Raw genomic sequence first — 14,508 nt, forward strand, 5'->3', positions numbered from 1 at the left:
GTTAACTCCTTGTATTGCATGTCACTCCCTCCGGCGACGGTGCGGGATGGCCGTAGTAGTATCCCTGTCCGTACTCGACGCCCATCGTCTCCAGCACGGCAATCGTTGCTTCATCCTCGACGAATTCCGCGACGATCTCGAAGCCGAGCTGCTTGGCGAAACGGACGATGGTTTTGACGGTATGCTTGGTCATCTCGTCCCCGACCACCTTCGAGATCAGCGAACCGTCGATCTTCAGGATATCGATATCCAGTTCCAGCAGGTAGGCGAAGTTGGAGTACCCGACGCCGAAATCGTCGATGGCGACCCGGCAGCCGTACGCCTTGACCCGCTTGATGAAATCTTTGACCGACTCCAGGTCGTCAAGCTCTTCGCTCTCGAGCAGTTCGATATCAAGACGGCCGGCACGCTCTTTGTAGGTCTCCAGCAGGGAGAGCAGCATCGAGACCATCTTTTCGTCGGCCAGGTCACGCATCCCGAGGTTGATGGAGAAACGGGTATCGTACCCCGCCATCACCTCGAAGACCTTCTGCACCATGACCGCGGTGATCCGGCGGTAATAGGGGGTCTGCATCGCCGTTTTCAAAAAGGCCGCCGGGCCGCTGACGGCCCCGTCGCTTCCCACCATCCGCACCAGGGCTTCATACTTGGCGACCTCGCCGCTTCTCAGCCGCACGATAGGCTGGAACCACGGTACGATGGCGTCGCGGTCGAGGGCTCTTTTGAGCCCATGTGCCGTGGCGATGTTCCTGGCCGCCTGCTCTTTGAGATGCAGCTCCTCCGAGAAGACCAGCACCCCTTCGCTGTGTCGCGCCTTGTCATACTTGAGGATCAGGTCCGCATTCTCCAGCAGCGGCGCCACGCCGTTGACCGCGACGGAAACGGTCAGGTAAACCTCGATATCGTCCACGAAGAAGGTGTACCCCTCGATGCTTTTTTTCAGCATCACCCCCATCTGCCGCGCGCGTTCGGCGTCGATCCCCTGGAGCACCACGCCGAACTCATCCCCGCCCAGTCGGAAGTAGTGGGGGCGGTACGGCTCCAGGACCGGCTGGCGGATCAGCAGGCCGATCTCTTTGAGAATCGCATTGCCGGCGGCACTGCCGTAAAAGTCGTTGACATGTTTGAAACGGTCCAGGTTGAGCAGCAGCAAATACGGAGATTCGAACTGCGCCTGCAGCTGTTCGAAGCGGTTGCGGCTGAGCAGTCCCGTCAGCTGGTCATGGCTGATCGCGTGGCGCAGCTCCCCCTCGAGCTCCCGCAGACGGCGGTTCTCGTTGCCGGCATGGACCAGCAGGCCGATGACCAGGGTCAGGGCCGCCAGGAAAAGTGCCGCCAGGATGACGACGAAACGGTCAAGCATCTCGTAATCCAGCTTCGCCTCATCGAGGAAGTGCGTCTCCAGCTCCACGATCCGCCGGTCGAGGTCGAAAGTTTCGATACGGTTCACGTTCTGCACGAACCCCGGATAGTTTGCGGCAATGTAATGCACGTGCAGCATAAAACTCCGGATCAGGGTCGCCTGTTCTTTGGACATGCCCGAAAGATACCCCAGCGGTTCCACCTCTTCATTGAGATCGCCGAGGAAGGTGGCATCGAAAAGGATCCGGGCCTGGGAGACTTCCGCGATGATGGAGAGGATACGGGCATAGGTCACCGGATCGTCTTCGAAAAGCTTCACCTTCTGCGCCGAAAGCGAGGTGATGTAGACAAAGGAGTTCTTGATCCCGGCGTTGAGCATCATAAAGTCGCCGATCATCGTTTCGTACCGGTTCAGCGCTTCGCCCAGCCGTACCAGGGAGCGGTAGCTCTGCCCGTAGGCATCGCGCCGCAAAAACGCGTTTTTCCGCAGCGCCTCGAACTCATGCTTCAGCGTATCGAGATCCCCCGTGATTTCGTCCTGGTTGGAATAGGCGAAGAGGGAGCTGCGCAGGATCTCGTAGTTGAGCCGGTGGTAGTTGCGGTCGATCGTATGAAAATGCCCCCGCACCTCCCGGAAGTTGTACTCGACATGGCGCTGTGACAGGTAGAAATAGAGCAGGAGTGAAAACGACCCTATCCCGGCCGCAAGCGCCAGGAAGGGTTTCCAGCCGATCTGCCGGAGCAGCGCACTCATCGCAGCACTTCCGGACGCTCGCCGGTCAGCGTTTTGAGGAACGCCACGATCGCCTTGACGTCCTTGTCGCTCAGTTCCACCCCCAGGTTGTGGTAGCTCATCTTCTGCACCGCGTCGGTCAGGGTCTTGGAAGATGCATCATGGAAATAGGGCGCCGTCAGGGCGATGTTACGCAGCGTCGGGACCTTGTAGACATTCACATGGCTGCGTTTATTCGTGATGGCATGCAGGTCCGGGGCCGCTTCATCGTGTTCATAGGGGACGAAGAGCCCCATCTTCTGGAAAGAGTTCCCCCCGATATTGACCCCGTTGTGGCAGGTGATACAGCCGTAGGCCTTGAACCGCTGGTACCCCTCAAGCTCCAGCGGAGAGAGGGTGGTTTCGCCCCGCAGGAAGCGGTCGAAGGGGCTGTCGGGCGTCACCAGCGCCTTTTCGAACTCGACGATGGCGTCGATCACCTGCTCATAGACAATCCCTTCTTCGCCGTAAACGGCGGCAAAGGCGTTGACATAGGCGGGATCCGCGTTGAGGCGCCGGGTCACCGTGGCACTCTCCATTCCCATTTCGACGGGGTTGTGGATCGGCCCGCTGGCCTGCTCCGTGAGCGACTCCGCACGCCCGTTCCAGAACTGCTTGAAGTTGTAGCGGGCATTGTACACGGTCGGCGACTGGACGTTGCCCGTTTTCCCGCCGACCCCGATGGAGACCGGGCGGGGGTCCGCGCCGCCGTAGTTGAAACTGTGGCAGGTGGCACAGGCCACCGTTTTGTCACTGGAAAGCAGGGTTTCGCTGAAGAGCTTCTTCCCCAGCGCCGCCTTGGCCGGATCATACGCCACATGCCGGGGAAGCGGCTCGATGGGTTCCTGCCCCAACGCAAGCGAAGAAAAGGCCGATAAAACGATCGCTGCGAACCAGTATTTCATGAGATCGAGTATAGCATAAGCGGCCCCCGCTTTTTAAACGGAAGGTGTGTTCAGCGCCCCTTTTCCGTCAGACGCCAGAAAAGGTGAAGACTGCGGCGGGCACGGTGATCCAAACGGTAGTGGATCCCCTCCAGATAGGCAAGGATATCCTGCGGGCGGACGCCGGTACGCGCGGAAGCGCGTTTGAGCAGGTACTGCGGGATCTTCTGGCGACGGCGGGCGAAAGCATCGGCCAGCCGCCGCATCTGTTTTTCGTTCGCCTGGTACGACAGCAGTCCGAAAACAAAAGGGAGGCCGTAGCGTTTATGCCACTCTTCGGCGAGGTCCAGGGCTTCGACGCCCTCCAGGTAGGCCCGCAGCGCGGGATCGCCGATGAGGACCCTCCCTTCAAGCCCCAGCACCCGGACCAGGGCGTTGGAGGTTTCCGAGGCCCTATCCGTCTGAGAGGTCTCGGAAGGCAGCAGCAGCACGCTCTGCACGGGACCGTCGGCAATAATCCCCAGGTCCAGGTGTTTCTGCCCCTTGGCACGGATGCTGGAGATGAACGCGGCATCGATCTTGCGCATCCGGTAGGCGCGGTTGATGGCGGAAGGGACGTTCGAGCCGTGGCGCAGCATCATCTGCGACTGCGACGAACGTACGTAGCGTTTCATAAAGACGTGAAACGGCAGCAGATTCAGGTATTCGATCCGGCCAAAACGCATAGTCCCTCCTGAAATAAAGCTAACAATTATACGGCGCCTCCTCTGAAATAACCCGTCCTCAACTCCGCTTTGTTATAATCACGGACTTGTTTTCATAAGGATTGTCAATATGGTTCGTATCGAATTCCTGGGGCCGATCAGCAAACCGGCCATCGAGATGGAAGCCGCCACCCTGGCCGATGTCGCCAAGGCCCTTCGCGAGGACGCGGAACTCGCCCCCTGGCTGGAGAACAGCGCCGTCGCCGTCAACGACACCCTCGTCTCCGGCCTCGAGACCCCGCTGAAATCCGGGGACAAAATCTCCCTGCTTCCGCCGGTCTGCGGAGGCTGAGGGGTGCTGGAACTCTATGACGGGGCACTCGACGTGCCCGCACTGCTGACACGCTGGTATGAAGAGGAGGCGCAGAGCAACTACGGCGCCTATATCCCCTTCGTCGGGACCGTCCGCGACGAGAACGGCATCGAAGGGCTGAGCTTCGACATCTACGAACCGATCCTAAACAGCTGGTTCGACGCCTGGCAGGAGAAAGCCGCCGAACGGGGTGCCGTCTTGAAGATGGCCCACAGCCGCGGCGATGTCCTACTGCATGAATCCTCCTATATCGCCGCCGTCTTCTCCCCGAAACGCCGCGTCGCGCTGGAGATGATCGAAGAGTTTGTCGAGGATTTCAAAGCCAGCGCCCCCATCTGGAAGTATGACCTCGTAAACGGCGAACGCATCTATGCCGATGACCGCTCCACCGCCATCAAAGGCAGCGGGCTGCTGGCTGGAGGTGACGCGTGAGTTTCCTCTCCTATACCGAATCCGTCGACCGCCTGCTCTCCCTCGACACCGGCCGCGTCCGTGTCGAAAAGGTCGCCCTGCCTGACACGCTGGGACGTATTCTCGCCGAGCACATCGTCGCCGACGAGGACTACCCGCGCCACCCGACGGCCTCCATGGACGGCTATGCCATCGTGGCCAATGATCAGGCGCAAGGTACGATCGCCCTGGCCCACAGCGACAACCCCGCGGGCAGCGACGGCCGCGAAGCCGTCCGCAGCGGCATTGCCGTCAAGACCTTCACCGGCGCCAAGATGCCCGAGGGTGCCGACACCCTTATCCCCATCGAGAACGTCACGGTCGAAAACGGCGCCATCCGCATCGACACGCCCGTCCGCGAAGGGTTCAGCGTCCGCCCCGTCGGCGAGAGCTACTTCAAAGACGAGATCCTCATCCCCGCCGGCACGACTATCGGCTATGCCGAGATCGGGGTGATGGCGGGACTGAACCGCGTCATGATCCCCGTCGCCCGCCGCCCCCGCGTCGGCGTCCTCTCGACCGGCAGCGAGATCCTCGACCTCGGCGAACCCGAACGCACCGATTCGCAGATCCGCAGCTCAAACAACTACACCCTCGCCGCACTGGCGCTAAGCGCGGGTGCGGAAGTCGTCCAGCTCGGGACCGCCGAGGATGACCGCGACAGCATCACGGCCGCCTTCGAAAATGCGCTCGCGTGCAGCGATATCGTCGTCAGTACCGGCGGGGTCAGCGTCGGCGACTACGACTTCGTCAAGGACGTCGTCCCCGCGCTGGGGGCGACCGTCATCTTCAAAGGGGTACGGATGAAACCGGGACAGCATGTCATGGTCGCCCAGCGCGGCAGCCAGTTCATCCTGGCCCTGCCCGGCTTCGCCTACTCTTCCACCGTCACCTTCGTCCTCTATGCGCTGCCGCTGATCCGCAGAATGCTCGGGCGCGACCCCGGCCACGCCATCGTCGAAGCGACCCTGGCCGAGCCCTTCAACAAGCGCTCGAACAAGAGCGAATTCACAACCTGCAACCTGAGACTCAGCGAAGGGCGCTACCTGGTCGACTTCGAAGAGAAGAAGACCGCCTCCTCCGCGGTGCTCACCAACATGCTCGGCAACGCCGCCCTGATGATCACCGACGAGAGCGACGGCCCGCTGGAAGCCGGGACCGTCGTCCGGGTCATCCGCCTCGACCGGCTGTAACGATGGGAGAGAAGATGCAACTCGTACTCGCCACCTCCAACAAGGGCAAGATCCGGGAGATCGCCCAGCTCTGCGACAGCTTTGAGGTCGTCGCCTTCAGCGACCTCGTCGACCTCGGCGAGATCGTCGAGGACGGCGACACCTTCGCCGCAAACGCGATGATCAAGGCACGCACCGTCTATGACGCTCTGAACGACCCGGACGCCATCGTCCTCTCCGACGACAGCGGCATCAGCGTCGAGGCACTGGACAACGCCCCGGGCATCTACAGCGCCCGCTACGCCGGCAAAGGCGCGACGGACAAAGACAACCTCAACAAGCTCGTCGACGCCCTCAAAGCCAAAGGACTCACGGAGTCCCCCGCCTTCTACACCGCGGCCATCAGCATCGTCTGCCGCGAAGGCGAATACACCGTCCACGGCTGGATGCACGGGAAGGTCATCGACACCCCCCGCGGCGACGGCGGCTTCGGCTACGACCCGATGTTCATCCCCCAGGGATACGATCAGACCCTCGGCGAACTCGACGGCGAGATCAAGAAGCGTATCTCCCACCGCTCCAAGGCCCTCGGCCTCGCCAAGGTCGTCCTGGCCACCATCCGCAAGGCGCGCCACTAGCGCCTGCCACATCATCCCAGCCTTAACGACATTTCAGTTATAATCTCTCTATGAAACAAAACTATATTCCCGTAGCACGCGAGGTGCTTTCCATCGAGGCCGACACCCTGAAAACGGCCTCGGACGCCCTTGATGAAAGCATCAACCTCGCCGTCGACCTTATCCTCGGAACCCGCGGCAAACTGATCGTGACGGGGGTGGGAAAATCGGGCCTGATCGGCGCCAAAATCGCCGCCACCATGGCCTCGACGGGAACCCCGAGCTTCTTCCTCCACCCCACCGAGGCGCTGCACGGCGACCTGGGCATGATCGGCAAGGAGGACGCCGTCCTCGCCATCAGCTACAGCGGCGAGAGCGAGGAGCTCAGCTCCATCCTGCCGCACATCAAACGGTTCGACATTCCGCTGATCGGCCTGACGCACAGCGCCGAGTCGACGCTGGGGCGCTACAGCGACGTGCTCGTGCCCATCCGCGTCGAACGCGAAGCCTGCCCCCTGGGCGTCGCCCCGACGAGCTCAACGACCCTGACCCTCGCCGTCGGCGACGCTCTGGCCGTCTGCCTGATGAAAGCCAGGGACTTCCGGAAAGAGGATTTCGCCTCCTTCCACCCCGGCGGCAGCCTCGGCCGGAAGCTCTTCGTCAAGGTCGCGGACGTCATGCGCAAGGAGCAGCTGCCCGTCACCGACGAGAACACCCCGCTCAAAGAGGCTATTGTCACCATGAGCGAGGGTCGCCTGGGCGCCGTGCTGCTGACCGGCAGCGACGGCACGCTTCACGGCCTGCTGACCGACGGGGACCTCCGCCGCGCCCTGATGAAGCCCGGCTTTGACATCAATGCCCCGGCGAAAACCTATGCCACCCCCGAACCGCGGACCGTCAGAGAGAGCGAAATGCTCGCCAGCGATGCGCTGGTACTGATGGAAGAGAAAAAGATCCAGCTGCTTATCGTCACCGATACGGCCGGCCATATCCACGGCGTGCTCCACCTGCACGACCTCGTTGAAAAGGGGATCGCATGACGCGTCTCAACAAATTCATCTCGCACCACTCCACCTATTCGCGCCGCGAGGCCGACCGCGCCATCCAGGACGGGTATGTCCGCATCAACGGCGAGGTCGTCACGAACCCCGCTACCCAGGTCGACGAAAAGAACGACGAGGTCTACATCAGCGGGAAAAAAGTCAGTACCGTCGAGAAGATGACCGTCATCGTCTACAACAAACCCCGCGGCGAACTCGTCACCAAAAAAGACCCCCAGGGGCGCCGTACCATCTACGACACCCTTGAGAAGCCGTACAAGCACTTCATTCCCGTCGGACGGCTCGACTACGCCACCGAGGGGCTGCTGCTGTTGACCGACAGTCCCCGCGTCGCTTCCGTGCTGATGCACTCCGCGCTGGAACGGGTCTACAAGGTGAAGATCAAAGGGCCCGTGACCGAGGCGATGGAAGAGGCGATGCGGGAGGGGATGCACCTCGAGGACGCCTCGGCCGGAGGCCATGGCAAAAGTGATATCGAAGCAATGACCTTCGCCCCCTTCTACGCCTTCCAGGTGCAGAAGAACCGCCACGACTACTCCATCCTCAAGATCGCTATCGGCGAGGGGAAGAACCGCGAGATCCGCCGTTTCTTCGCCCATTTCGGCGCCGAGGTCGCCGACCTGAAACGCCTCTCCTACGGCGGGGTCGAACTTAACAACCTGCCGACGGGGAAAACGCGCTTCCTTTCGCGCAGCGAATACGCCAGTCTGCGCGACTTCATCAAAGAAGAGGAGAAGAAGAAATGAAAACATTGACGCTCACGACCAAAAGCAAAACGGAGATCACCGACATTACTGAAGACGTCAGGGAAGCCGTGATCACTTCGGGGGTCAAAGAGGGGATCTGCGTCGTCTTTACCCCGCATACGACGACGGGGATCCTGCTCTCCGAGAACGTCGACCCGCGGCTGCAGCGCGACCTGCTGGGATCGCTCGCGCGGATCGCGCCGGACAACGTCCGTTACGCCCACGGCGGCGGCAACGCCGCGGCCCACATCAAGTCGGCGCGCACCGGTGTCAGCGTGACCCTCCCCGTCGTCGGCGGCCGCCCGCTGCTGGGCGAATGGCAAGGCGTGCTCTTTGCCGAGTTCGACGGGCCGCGCGAGGCACGCGAAGTCATGATCAAGATCATCGCCGGCTAGGGATGGACTTCACCGCACTGCTCCGTCCCGACTCCTTCGACGCCCTGCTGGGGCAGCCGCATCTGAGCGCGCCGGACGCGCCGCTGCGGACCCTCTGCGAAAAAAACGCCCTGGGCCACACCTTCTTTTACGGTCCCCCCGGCACGGGCAAGACCTCGATCGCCCGCATCATCGCGAAGGTGATGGACCTCCCCTTTTACGAATTCAACGCGACCTCGCTGAAAATCGAGCAGCTGCGCAAGATCTTCGACCAGTACAGAAACGCACTTACCCGCCCCCTCCTCTTTATCGACGAGGTGCACCGCCTGGCCAAGAACCAGCAGGAGGTTCTGCTGCCCGTTATGGAGACTAACAGCGTGTTAGTCATCGGTGCATCCACTGAAAACCCCTATTTTTCGCTGACGGCGGCGATGCGCTCGCGCTCGATGCTCTTTGAGCTGAAGCCCGTGGACGAAACGGCGATGGCCACGATCCTGGAGAAGGCCGTCGCCCAGTCGGGGTGCACCATTGAAGAGGATGCCCGCGACTACCTTATCCGCACCAGCGGCGGAGACGCCCGGGCGATGCTGAAACTGCTGGAGTTCGCCCTGGCGATCCGCAGCAGCATCGACCGCGACCTGCTGCAGAGCCTGCGCCCCGCCGCCCAGAGCCGGGGCAGCGCCGAAGCCACGGAGCATTATGATCTCGCCTCGGCGCTGATCAAATCGATCCGCGGCTCCGACCCGGACGCAGCCGTCTACTACCTCGCCCGGCTTATCGAGGGGGGCGAACCGCCCGAGTTCATCGCCCGCCGCCTCGTCATCCTGGCCAGCGAAGACGTCGGCAACGCCAACCCCCAGGCACTGACCCTCTGCACCTCCGCCATGACCTCCGTCAAGCAGATCGGCTACCCCGAGGCGCGGATCATCCTTTCACAGGCCGTCATCTACCTCTGCGCCTCGCCCAAGTCCAACAGCGCCTACAATGCCATCAATGCCGCGCAGCAGGCGGTCAGGAACGGCGTTTTGCTCGATCCGCCGCCGACGATACGCCAGTTCAACGAACACTACCTTTACCCCCACGACTTCGGCGGCTGGGTGCCGCAGGAGTACCTTACCGAACCCCTGCACTTCGTCGACTTCAACCCCATCGGTTATGAACAGAAGATGGGAGAGTGGCTGCGTAAAATACGCGGGGACGGGGAGCCAGCTTAAACGAACAATAAAGCCACCTTCTGTACCGAAAGTAAACATACACCCTAAGTATTTCTTCTTATAATACGGGGATTTTTTCCGTCCAAGGATGCTTGATGAAAACCATCATGAAGAAAACCCTCCCGCTGAGTATGATCATCGGCCTGCGCTTTTTCGGGCTCTTTATCGTCCTCTCCGTGCTGTCGCAATATGCCCTGGAACTGCCGGGCGGTACGCCCTTCCTCGCCGGGGTCGCCCTGGGCGGCTACGCGCTGACGCAGGCTTTTTTGCAGGTCCCCTTCGGGGCCATGAGCGATAAACTCGGCCGCAAAAAGACGATCCTCGTCGGCCTGCTGATCTTTGCCGCCGGTTCCGTGATCGCCGCCCTGGCGGACAACGTCTACTGGCTGCTCTTCGGCCGCTTCCTGCAGGGTGCGGGTGCGATCGGCTCCGTCGTCACCGCGATGATCGCCGACCAGGTCCGCGAAGACGAACGCGCCCACGCCATGGCCGTCATGGGGATGGTCATCGCGATGAGCTTCGCCGCCTCCATGATCATCGGGCCGCTCGTCGCCGGCGTCTGGTCCGTCTCCACCCTCTTCTGGCTGACGGCGATCCTCTCCGTTACCGCCCTCGTCATCCTTTTCACCGCCGTACCGGAACCGCCGCAGATCGTCCACCACTACAGCGAAGACGAGGCGCAGATCAAGCACGTTTTCAAGGACAAGGAGCTGGTGCGTATGTACGTCACCTTCCTCTTCCACAGCTCGACGATGGCCATCGCTTTCTTCCTGATTCCGATCATCATGAAACAGCAGTTTGAAATGAGCACGATGGAGTTCTGGAAGGTCTATCTCCCCGCTGTCGTATTCGGGATCCTCGCGATGGGACCGGCGGCCGTCTTCGGCGAGAAATACGCCAAAGGCAAGCAGATCTTCCTCATCTCCATCGGCTTCATTATCGCCGCGTTCGCGCTGATGGGCTTCACGACCTCCTTCTGGGCCTTCGCGGTCGGCGCCGTCTTCTTCTTCATCGGCTTCAACATGTTCGAGCCGCTGCTCCAGAGCTTCGTCAGCAAATTCGCCAAGGTGCACCAGAAGGGGGCGGCCTTGGGCGTCGCCAATACCTTCGCCTACATCGGTATCTTCATCGGCGGCGCCCTGGGCGGGGCGCTCTACCAGCACTACTCCAAAGAGGGGGTAGCCCTTTTCGTCATGGGTGCATCGGTCCTCTGGTTCCTCTGGATCCTCGGCATGCGCAATCCGGGGCTGCGCGCGACGATCTTCCTCGACTTCGAATCCTATGACAAGGCAAAAGTACCGACGCTCAAAGGGATGGAGGGGATCTCCGACTTCTACGTCAACGAGACCGAAAGCCTCATTATTATCAAGTACGATGCCGAGATCCTCACCGAAGAGGGACTCAAAACCCTTATGCTCAAAGCGGCCTGACGCCGCGCGGGCCCCTCACTGCACTCCTGTAAAAATCTTCTGAAAAACGGGTAAGAAATAAAGCGCCGGTAAAACGGCCGATGCCTAGCCGTAGAGGCGTTCGAGCATCATCTGGATGGAGACCCGGCCGCCCCATTCGTTGCGGGCCAGGGTATAGCTACAGGTGAGGCGGCCGCTCTCGGGACGTTCCAGTTTCCGCCGGAAGGCCATGAGGTCGAAGGTCTGGCGTTCATGCCTGAAAAGCCGCAGGCTCACCTTGGAGTGGTCACCGTCGCTGCCGAGGTAGCGGATCCCGACCACTTCGGCGTCCCGCGCCAGGAAGCGCGGCCGCGGGTTTCCCTCGCCATAGGGCTCGTAGCGCTCCAGGATCTCCAGCAGTTCGAAATCCACGCTGCCCGTATCGAGCTGCCCGACGATCTCTTCGACCGGCAGAAAATCGTCCGGATCGAGCGCAGCCGCTTCCGCGTTGATCCCTTCGCGGAAGGCGTCAACGTCCCCGGCACGCAGGGAGAGCCCCGCCGCCATCTTGTGGCCGCCGAACTTTTCGAGCAGCGCCTCCTGGGTGGCGATCAGATCGTAGATACTGACGTTGCCGAGCGAACGCGCGCTCCCCTTGGCCCGTCCCTCCTCGATACTCAGCACGATGGCCGGCCGCTCGAACCGCTGGACCAGCCGCGCGGCGACGATACCGACCACCCCTTCGTGCCACCCCTCGTGCGCGACGACGATCACCCGGTCGTCCGGCCGGACCAGCGCGATCGCCTCTTCCGTCGCTTCCGCTTCGATGGCCTTGCGCATCGCGTTGAGCTGGGTCAGGAGCTCGTACTGCCTGAAGGCCGTCTGCTCATCCGGCGCGATCAGCAGCTCCAGGGCCAAAGAGGCGTCTTCCAGGCGGCCGGCAGCGTTGATGCGCGGCGCGACCTGGAAACCGATATCTTCCGCGCCCAGTTTCGTTTTCCCCAGCGCCTCGCGGACAATGACGGAGAAAGGGCGGGAAGAGTGTTCCATCTGGGAGAGCCCCGCCTGCACGATCGCACGGTTGATCCCCACGAGCGGCATGACGTCGGCGATGACCGCCAGGGCGAGAAGCTCGAGGAACTGCCCCATATCGATAGCGAGCCCCAGCTCCTTCTTGATCAGCGCCATCAGCAGCCATGCCACCTGTGCCCCGCAGATCTCCGGAAAGGCGTAGTGGTCGTCCTCGCGCTTGGGATCCACGACGGCGTAGGCGTCGGGCAGCGTGTCCGAAGGGGTATGGTGGTCGGTGATGATCAGGTCGATGCCGCGCGCTTTGCACACCTCGGCCGCGGCGAAGGCGTTGATGCCGTTGTCGACGGTAAAGACGACGTCGGCATCGATGCGCTCAAGCACGCGCTCCGAAACGCCGTAGCCGTCCGTAAAACGGTTGGGAATCGTCACCTCGAGCGGGTAGGGAATCTGCCGGAAAAAGAGGGTCGTAATCGCCGTTGCGGTCACCCCGTCGACGTCGTAATCCCCGACCAGGGCGATGCGTTCGCCGCCTCTGATGGCATCGGCGATCCGTTTGGCGGCCTTCGCGGCGTCGGTCAGACCGGCGGGGTCCGGGATATCGGAGAGTTTGGAAAAGCCCGAGCCGAAGCGCGAACGCAGCAGTGCCTCGAGCGAACGCTTGTCCAGCAGCGGGGCGTCAGGCGCCTTTGGCATGGGCCAGTGCCGCCTTGACGAAGGCGAGGATGGAAGGGTTCGGCGTCTGCAGGCGCGACGTGAATTCCGGGTGGAACTGGACACCGAGGAACCACGGGTGCGCCGGGATCTCGACGGCTTCGATCAGGCCGTTGGATTCACCGGTCACGATCATGCCGGCATCTTCAAGCGCCTTGCGGTAGGTCGGGTTGGCCTCGTAGCGGTGGCGGTGGCGTTCGAAGATCGTCTTTTCGCCGCGGTAGGCTTCGCGCAGCAAAGAGCCCTCTTTCGTATCACAGGGGTATTCGCCCAGGCGCAGGGTCCCGCCCATCGGGGACTTGTGCGTACGCAGTTCGGTCTCGCCGCTCTGGTTGATGAAGTTGTCGATCAGGTAGATCATCGGGTACGGCGTCTCTTCGTCGAACTCGACGGAGTTGGCACCCTCGTAGCCCAGCACGTTGCGGGCGTACTCGACAAGGGTGAGCTGCATTCCCAGACAGATGCCGAGGTAGGGGACCTTGTTCGTACGGGCGTAGTGGATCGCCTGGATCTTCCCTTCGACCCCGCGCGAACCGAAACCGCCGGCGACGAGGACCGCGTCGCAATCCTGCAGCAGCGCCTCCGCGCCGCGCTCCTCGATCTCCTCGCTGTCGACCCAGCAGAAGTCGACTTTCGTATCCAGGTGGGCACCCGAATGGATCAGCGCCTCGATCAGGGACTTGTAGGACTCTTTGAGCTCCAGGTACTTGCCGACGAAACCGATGCTGATACGCTCCTGCGGGGAGACGATCTTCTTCACGAGCGCGTCCCACTGCTCCATATCCGGGTTCAGGTCGCCCAGCTCCAGCGCCTTGGCGATCGGAGGCAGGATGTTCTGGTGCATGAAGCTGATGGGCACCGCGTAGATGCTCGGTGCATCCAGGGCCTCGATGACGCTGTCCTGGGGGACGTCACAGGAGAACGCCAGCTTTTTCTTGAAAGTCTTCGGTAGGGCATGCTCGCTGCGCGCGATGATCATCTGCGGCGTGATACCGATACGGCGAAGCTCCTGGACCGAGTGCTGCGTCGGTTTGCTTTTGTGCTCGCCGGCCGCTTTGATGTAGGGGATCAGGGTGACGTGGATGAAGAAGGTGCCGGCGACCTCCTCGTCGTGTTTCATCTGACGCACGGCCTCCATGAACGGCTGCCCCTCGATGTCACCGACGGTCCCGCCGAGCTCGACGACGAGGATATCATGCCCTTCGCCCGCCATTTTGATACGGTCGACGATCTCGCCGACGATGTGCGGGATGACCTGGATGGTCTGCCCCAGGTAGCCCCCGGCACGCTCGCGCTCGATGACCGAGCTGTAGACCTGGCCGGTCGTGAAGTTGCTCGTTTTCAGGAACGCCGTATCGAGGAAACGTTCGTAGTTCCCGATATCGAGGTCGGTCTCGGCACCGTCTTTGGTCACGAAGACCTCGCCGTGTTCCAGGGGGCTCATCGTCCCCGGGTCGACGTTGATATAGGGGTCGATCTTGAGCATCCCGACCTTTTTGCCGGCATGCTTCAGCAACGCACCGATGGAAGCGGCCGTGATCCCTTTTCCGAGGGAACTCAGTACCCCGCCCGTTACAAAGATATATTTCGTCATCGCAGACCCCGTTTGAAGCTTTATTTTTTCGCAATTATATCGGGCCGCGGCTTA

The 14,508-nt window shown here is 61.7% G+C and carries 14 protein-coding genes; 9 read left to right on the forward strand and 5 right to left on the reverse strand.

The window, feature by feature from the left end; genetic code table 11:
• Nucleotide 1: 1 nt before the first annotated feature.
• Genes WCX49_RS12680 through WCX49_RS12690 form a run of 3 tightly spaced genes read right to left on the reverse strand, consistent with a single transcriptional unit; the run spans nucleotide 2 to nucleotide 3,743 of the window.
• Nucleotides 2-2,116: an EAL domain-containing protein gene (locus WCX49_RS12680; protein ID WP_345985436.1), complete on the reverse strand. Its 2,115-nt coding sequence runs from the start codon at nucleotides 2,114-2,116 to the stop codon at nucleotides 2-4.
• The gene (locus WCX49_RS12685) at nucleotides 2,113-3,039 is read right to left on the reverse strand and encodes a cytochrome c peroxidase (RefSeq protein WP_345985437.1); all 927 of its coding nucleotides are present in this window, start codon (nucleotides 3,037-3,039) and stop codon (nucleotides 2,113-2,115) included. The genes WCX49_RS12680 and WCX49_RS12685 overlap by 4 nt, the downstream gene beginning before the upstream one ends.
• Nucleotides 3,040-3,089: 50 nt before the next feature.
• Nucleotides 3,090-3,743 carry an MqnA/MqnD/SBP family protein gene (locus WCX49_RS12690; RefSeq protein WP_345985438.1) on the reverse strand — a complete coding sequence of 218 codons (654 nt, stop codon included), beginning with the start codon at nucleotides 3,741-3,743 and terminating at the stop codon, nucleotides 3,090-3,092.
• A gap of 109 nt (nucleotides 3,744-3,852) precedes the next feature.
• Here WCX49_RS12690 and WCX49_RS12695 point away from each other — a divergent pair, with 109 nt between their 5' ends.
• The 9 genes from WCX49_RS12695 to WCX49_RS12735 all read left to right on the forward strand — a co-directional run bounded on the left by WCX49_RS12695 (nucleotide 3,853) and on the right by WCX49_RS12735 (nucleotide 11,159).
• Entirely contained in the window at nucleotides 3,853-4,074 is a 222-nt protein-coding gene (locus WCX49_RS12695; RefSeq protein ID WP_345985439.1) for a MoaD/ThiS family protein, read from the forward strand.
• A gap of 3 nt (nucleotides 4,075-4,077) precedes the next feature.
• Nucleotides 4,078-4,527 carry a molybdenum cofactor biosynthesis protein MoaE gene (locus WCX49_RS12700; protein WP_345985440.1) on the forward strand — a complete coding sequence of 150 codons (450 nt, stop codon included), beginning with the start codon at nucleotides 4,078-4,080 and terminating at the stop codon, nucleotides 4,525-4,527.
• Nucleotides 4,524-5,738, forward strand: coding sequence for a gephyrin-like molybdotransferase Glp (gene glp / locus WCX49_RS12705; RefSeq protein ID WP_345985441.1), 1,215 nt, complete (start codon nucleotides 4,524-4,526; stop codon nucleotides 5,736-5,738). Before WCX49_RS12700 ends, glp begins: the two co-directional genes overlap by 4 nt.
• Before the next feature lie 14 nt (nucleotides 5,739-5,752).
• Complete coding sequence (gene rdgB, locus WCX49_RS12710; protein WP_345985442.1) at nucleotides 5,753-6,355, forward strand: RdgB/HAM1 family non-canonical purine NTP pyrophosphatase; 603 nt, start codon at nucleotides 5,753-5,755, stop codon at nucleotides 6,353-6,355.
• A 50-nt stretch (nucleotides 6,356-6,405) separates the two neighbouring features.
• Nucleotides 6,406-7,374, forward strand: coding sequence for a KpsF/GutQ family sugar-phosphate isomerase (locus tag WCX49_RS12715; RefSeq protein WP_345985443.1), 969 nt, complete (start codon nucleotides 6,406-6,408; stop codon nucleotides 7,372-7,374).
• Nucleotides 7,371-8,141 carry a pseudouridine synthase gene (locus WCX49_RS12720; protein WP_345985444.1) on the forward strand — a complete coding sequence of 257 codons (771 nt, stop codon included), beginning with the start codon at nucleotides 7,371-7,373 and terminating at the stop codon, nucleotides 8,139-8,141. The genes WCX49_RS12715 and WCX49_RS12720 overlap by 4 nt, the downstream gene beginning before the upstream one ends.
• A complete protein-coding gene (locus WCX49_RS12725) occupies nucleotides 8,138-8,536 on the forward strand; it encodes a secondary thiamine-phosphate synthase enzyme YjbQ (RefSeq protein ID WP_345985445.1) in 399 nt (132 codons plus the stop codon). Before WCX49_RS12720 ends, WCX49_RS12725 begins: the two co-directional genes overlap by 4 nt.
• Before the next feature lie 2 nt (nucleotides 8,537-8,538).
• A complete protein-coding gene (locus WCX49_RS12730; protein ID WP_345985446.1) occupies nucleotides 8,539-9,729 on the forward strand; it encodes a replication-associated recombination protein A in 1,191 nt (396 codons plus the stop codon).
• A 95-nt stretch (nucleotides 9,730-9,824) separates the two neighbouring features.
• Nucleotides 9,825-11,159 (forward strand): MFS transporter, encoded by a 1,335-nt coding sequence (locus tag WCX49_RS12735; protein WP_345985447.1) that lies wholly within the window; start codon nucleotides 9,825-9,827, stop codon nucleotides 11,157-11,159.
• An 84-nt stretch (nucleotides 11,160-11,243) separates the two neighbouring features.
• Here the strand turns inward: WCX49_RS12735 and recJ are convergent, their stop codons facing one another.
• Nucleotides 11,244-12,842, reverse strand: a complete 1,599-nt coding sequence (recJ, locus tag WCX49_RS12740) for a single-stranded-DNA-specific exonuclease RecJ (RefSeq protein ID WP_345985448.1) — start codon at nucleotides 12,840-12,842, stop codon at nucleotides 11,244-11,246.
• Nucleotides 12,826-14,454, reverse strand: coding sequence for a CTP synthase (locus tag WCX49_RS12745; protein ID WP_345985449.1), 1,629 nt, complete (start codon nucleotides 14,452-14,454; stop codon nucleotides 12,826-12,828). The genes recJ and WCX49_RS12745 overlap by 17 nt, the downstream gene beginning before the upstream one ends.
• Nucleotides 14,455-14,508 lie beyond the last annotated feature (54 nt).

It is taken from the genome of Sulfurimonas sp. HSL-1656 (genome assembly GCF_039645585.1).
GTDB classification, from domain to species: Bacteria; Campylobacterota; Campylobacteria; order Campylobacterales; family Sulfurimonadaceae; genus Thiomicrolovo; species Thiomicrolovo subterrani.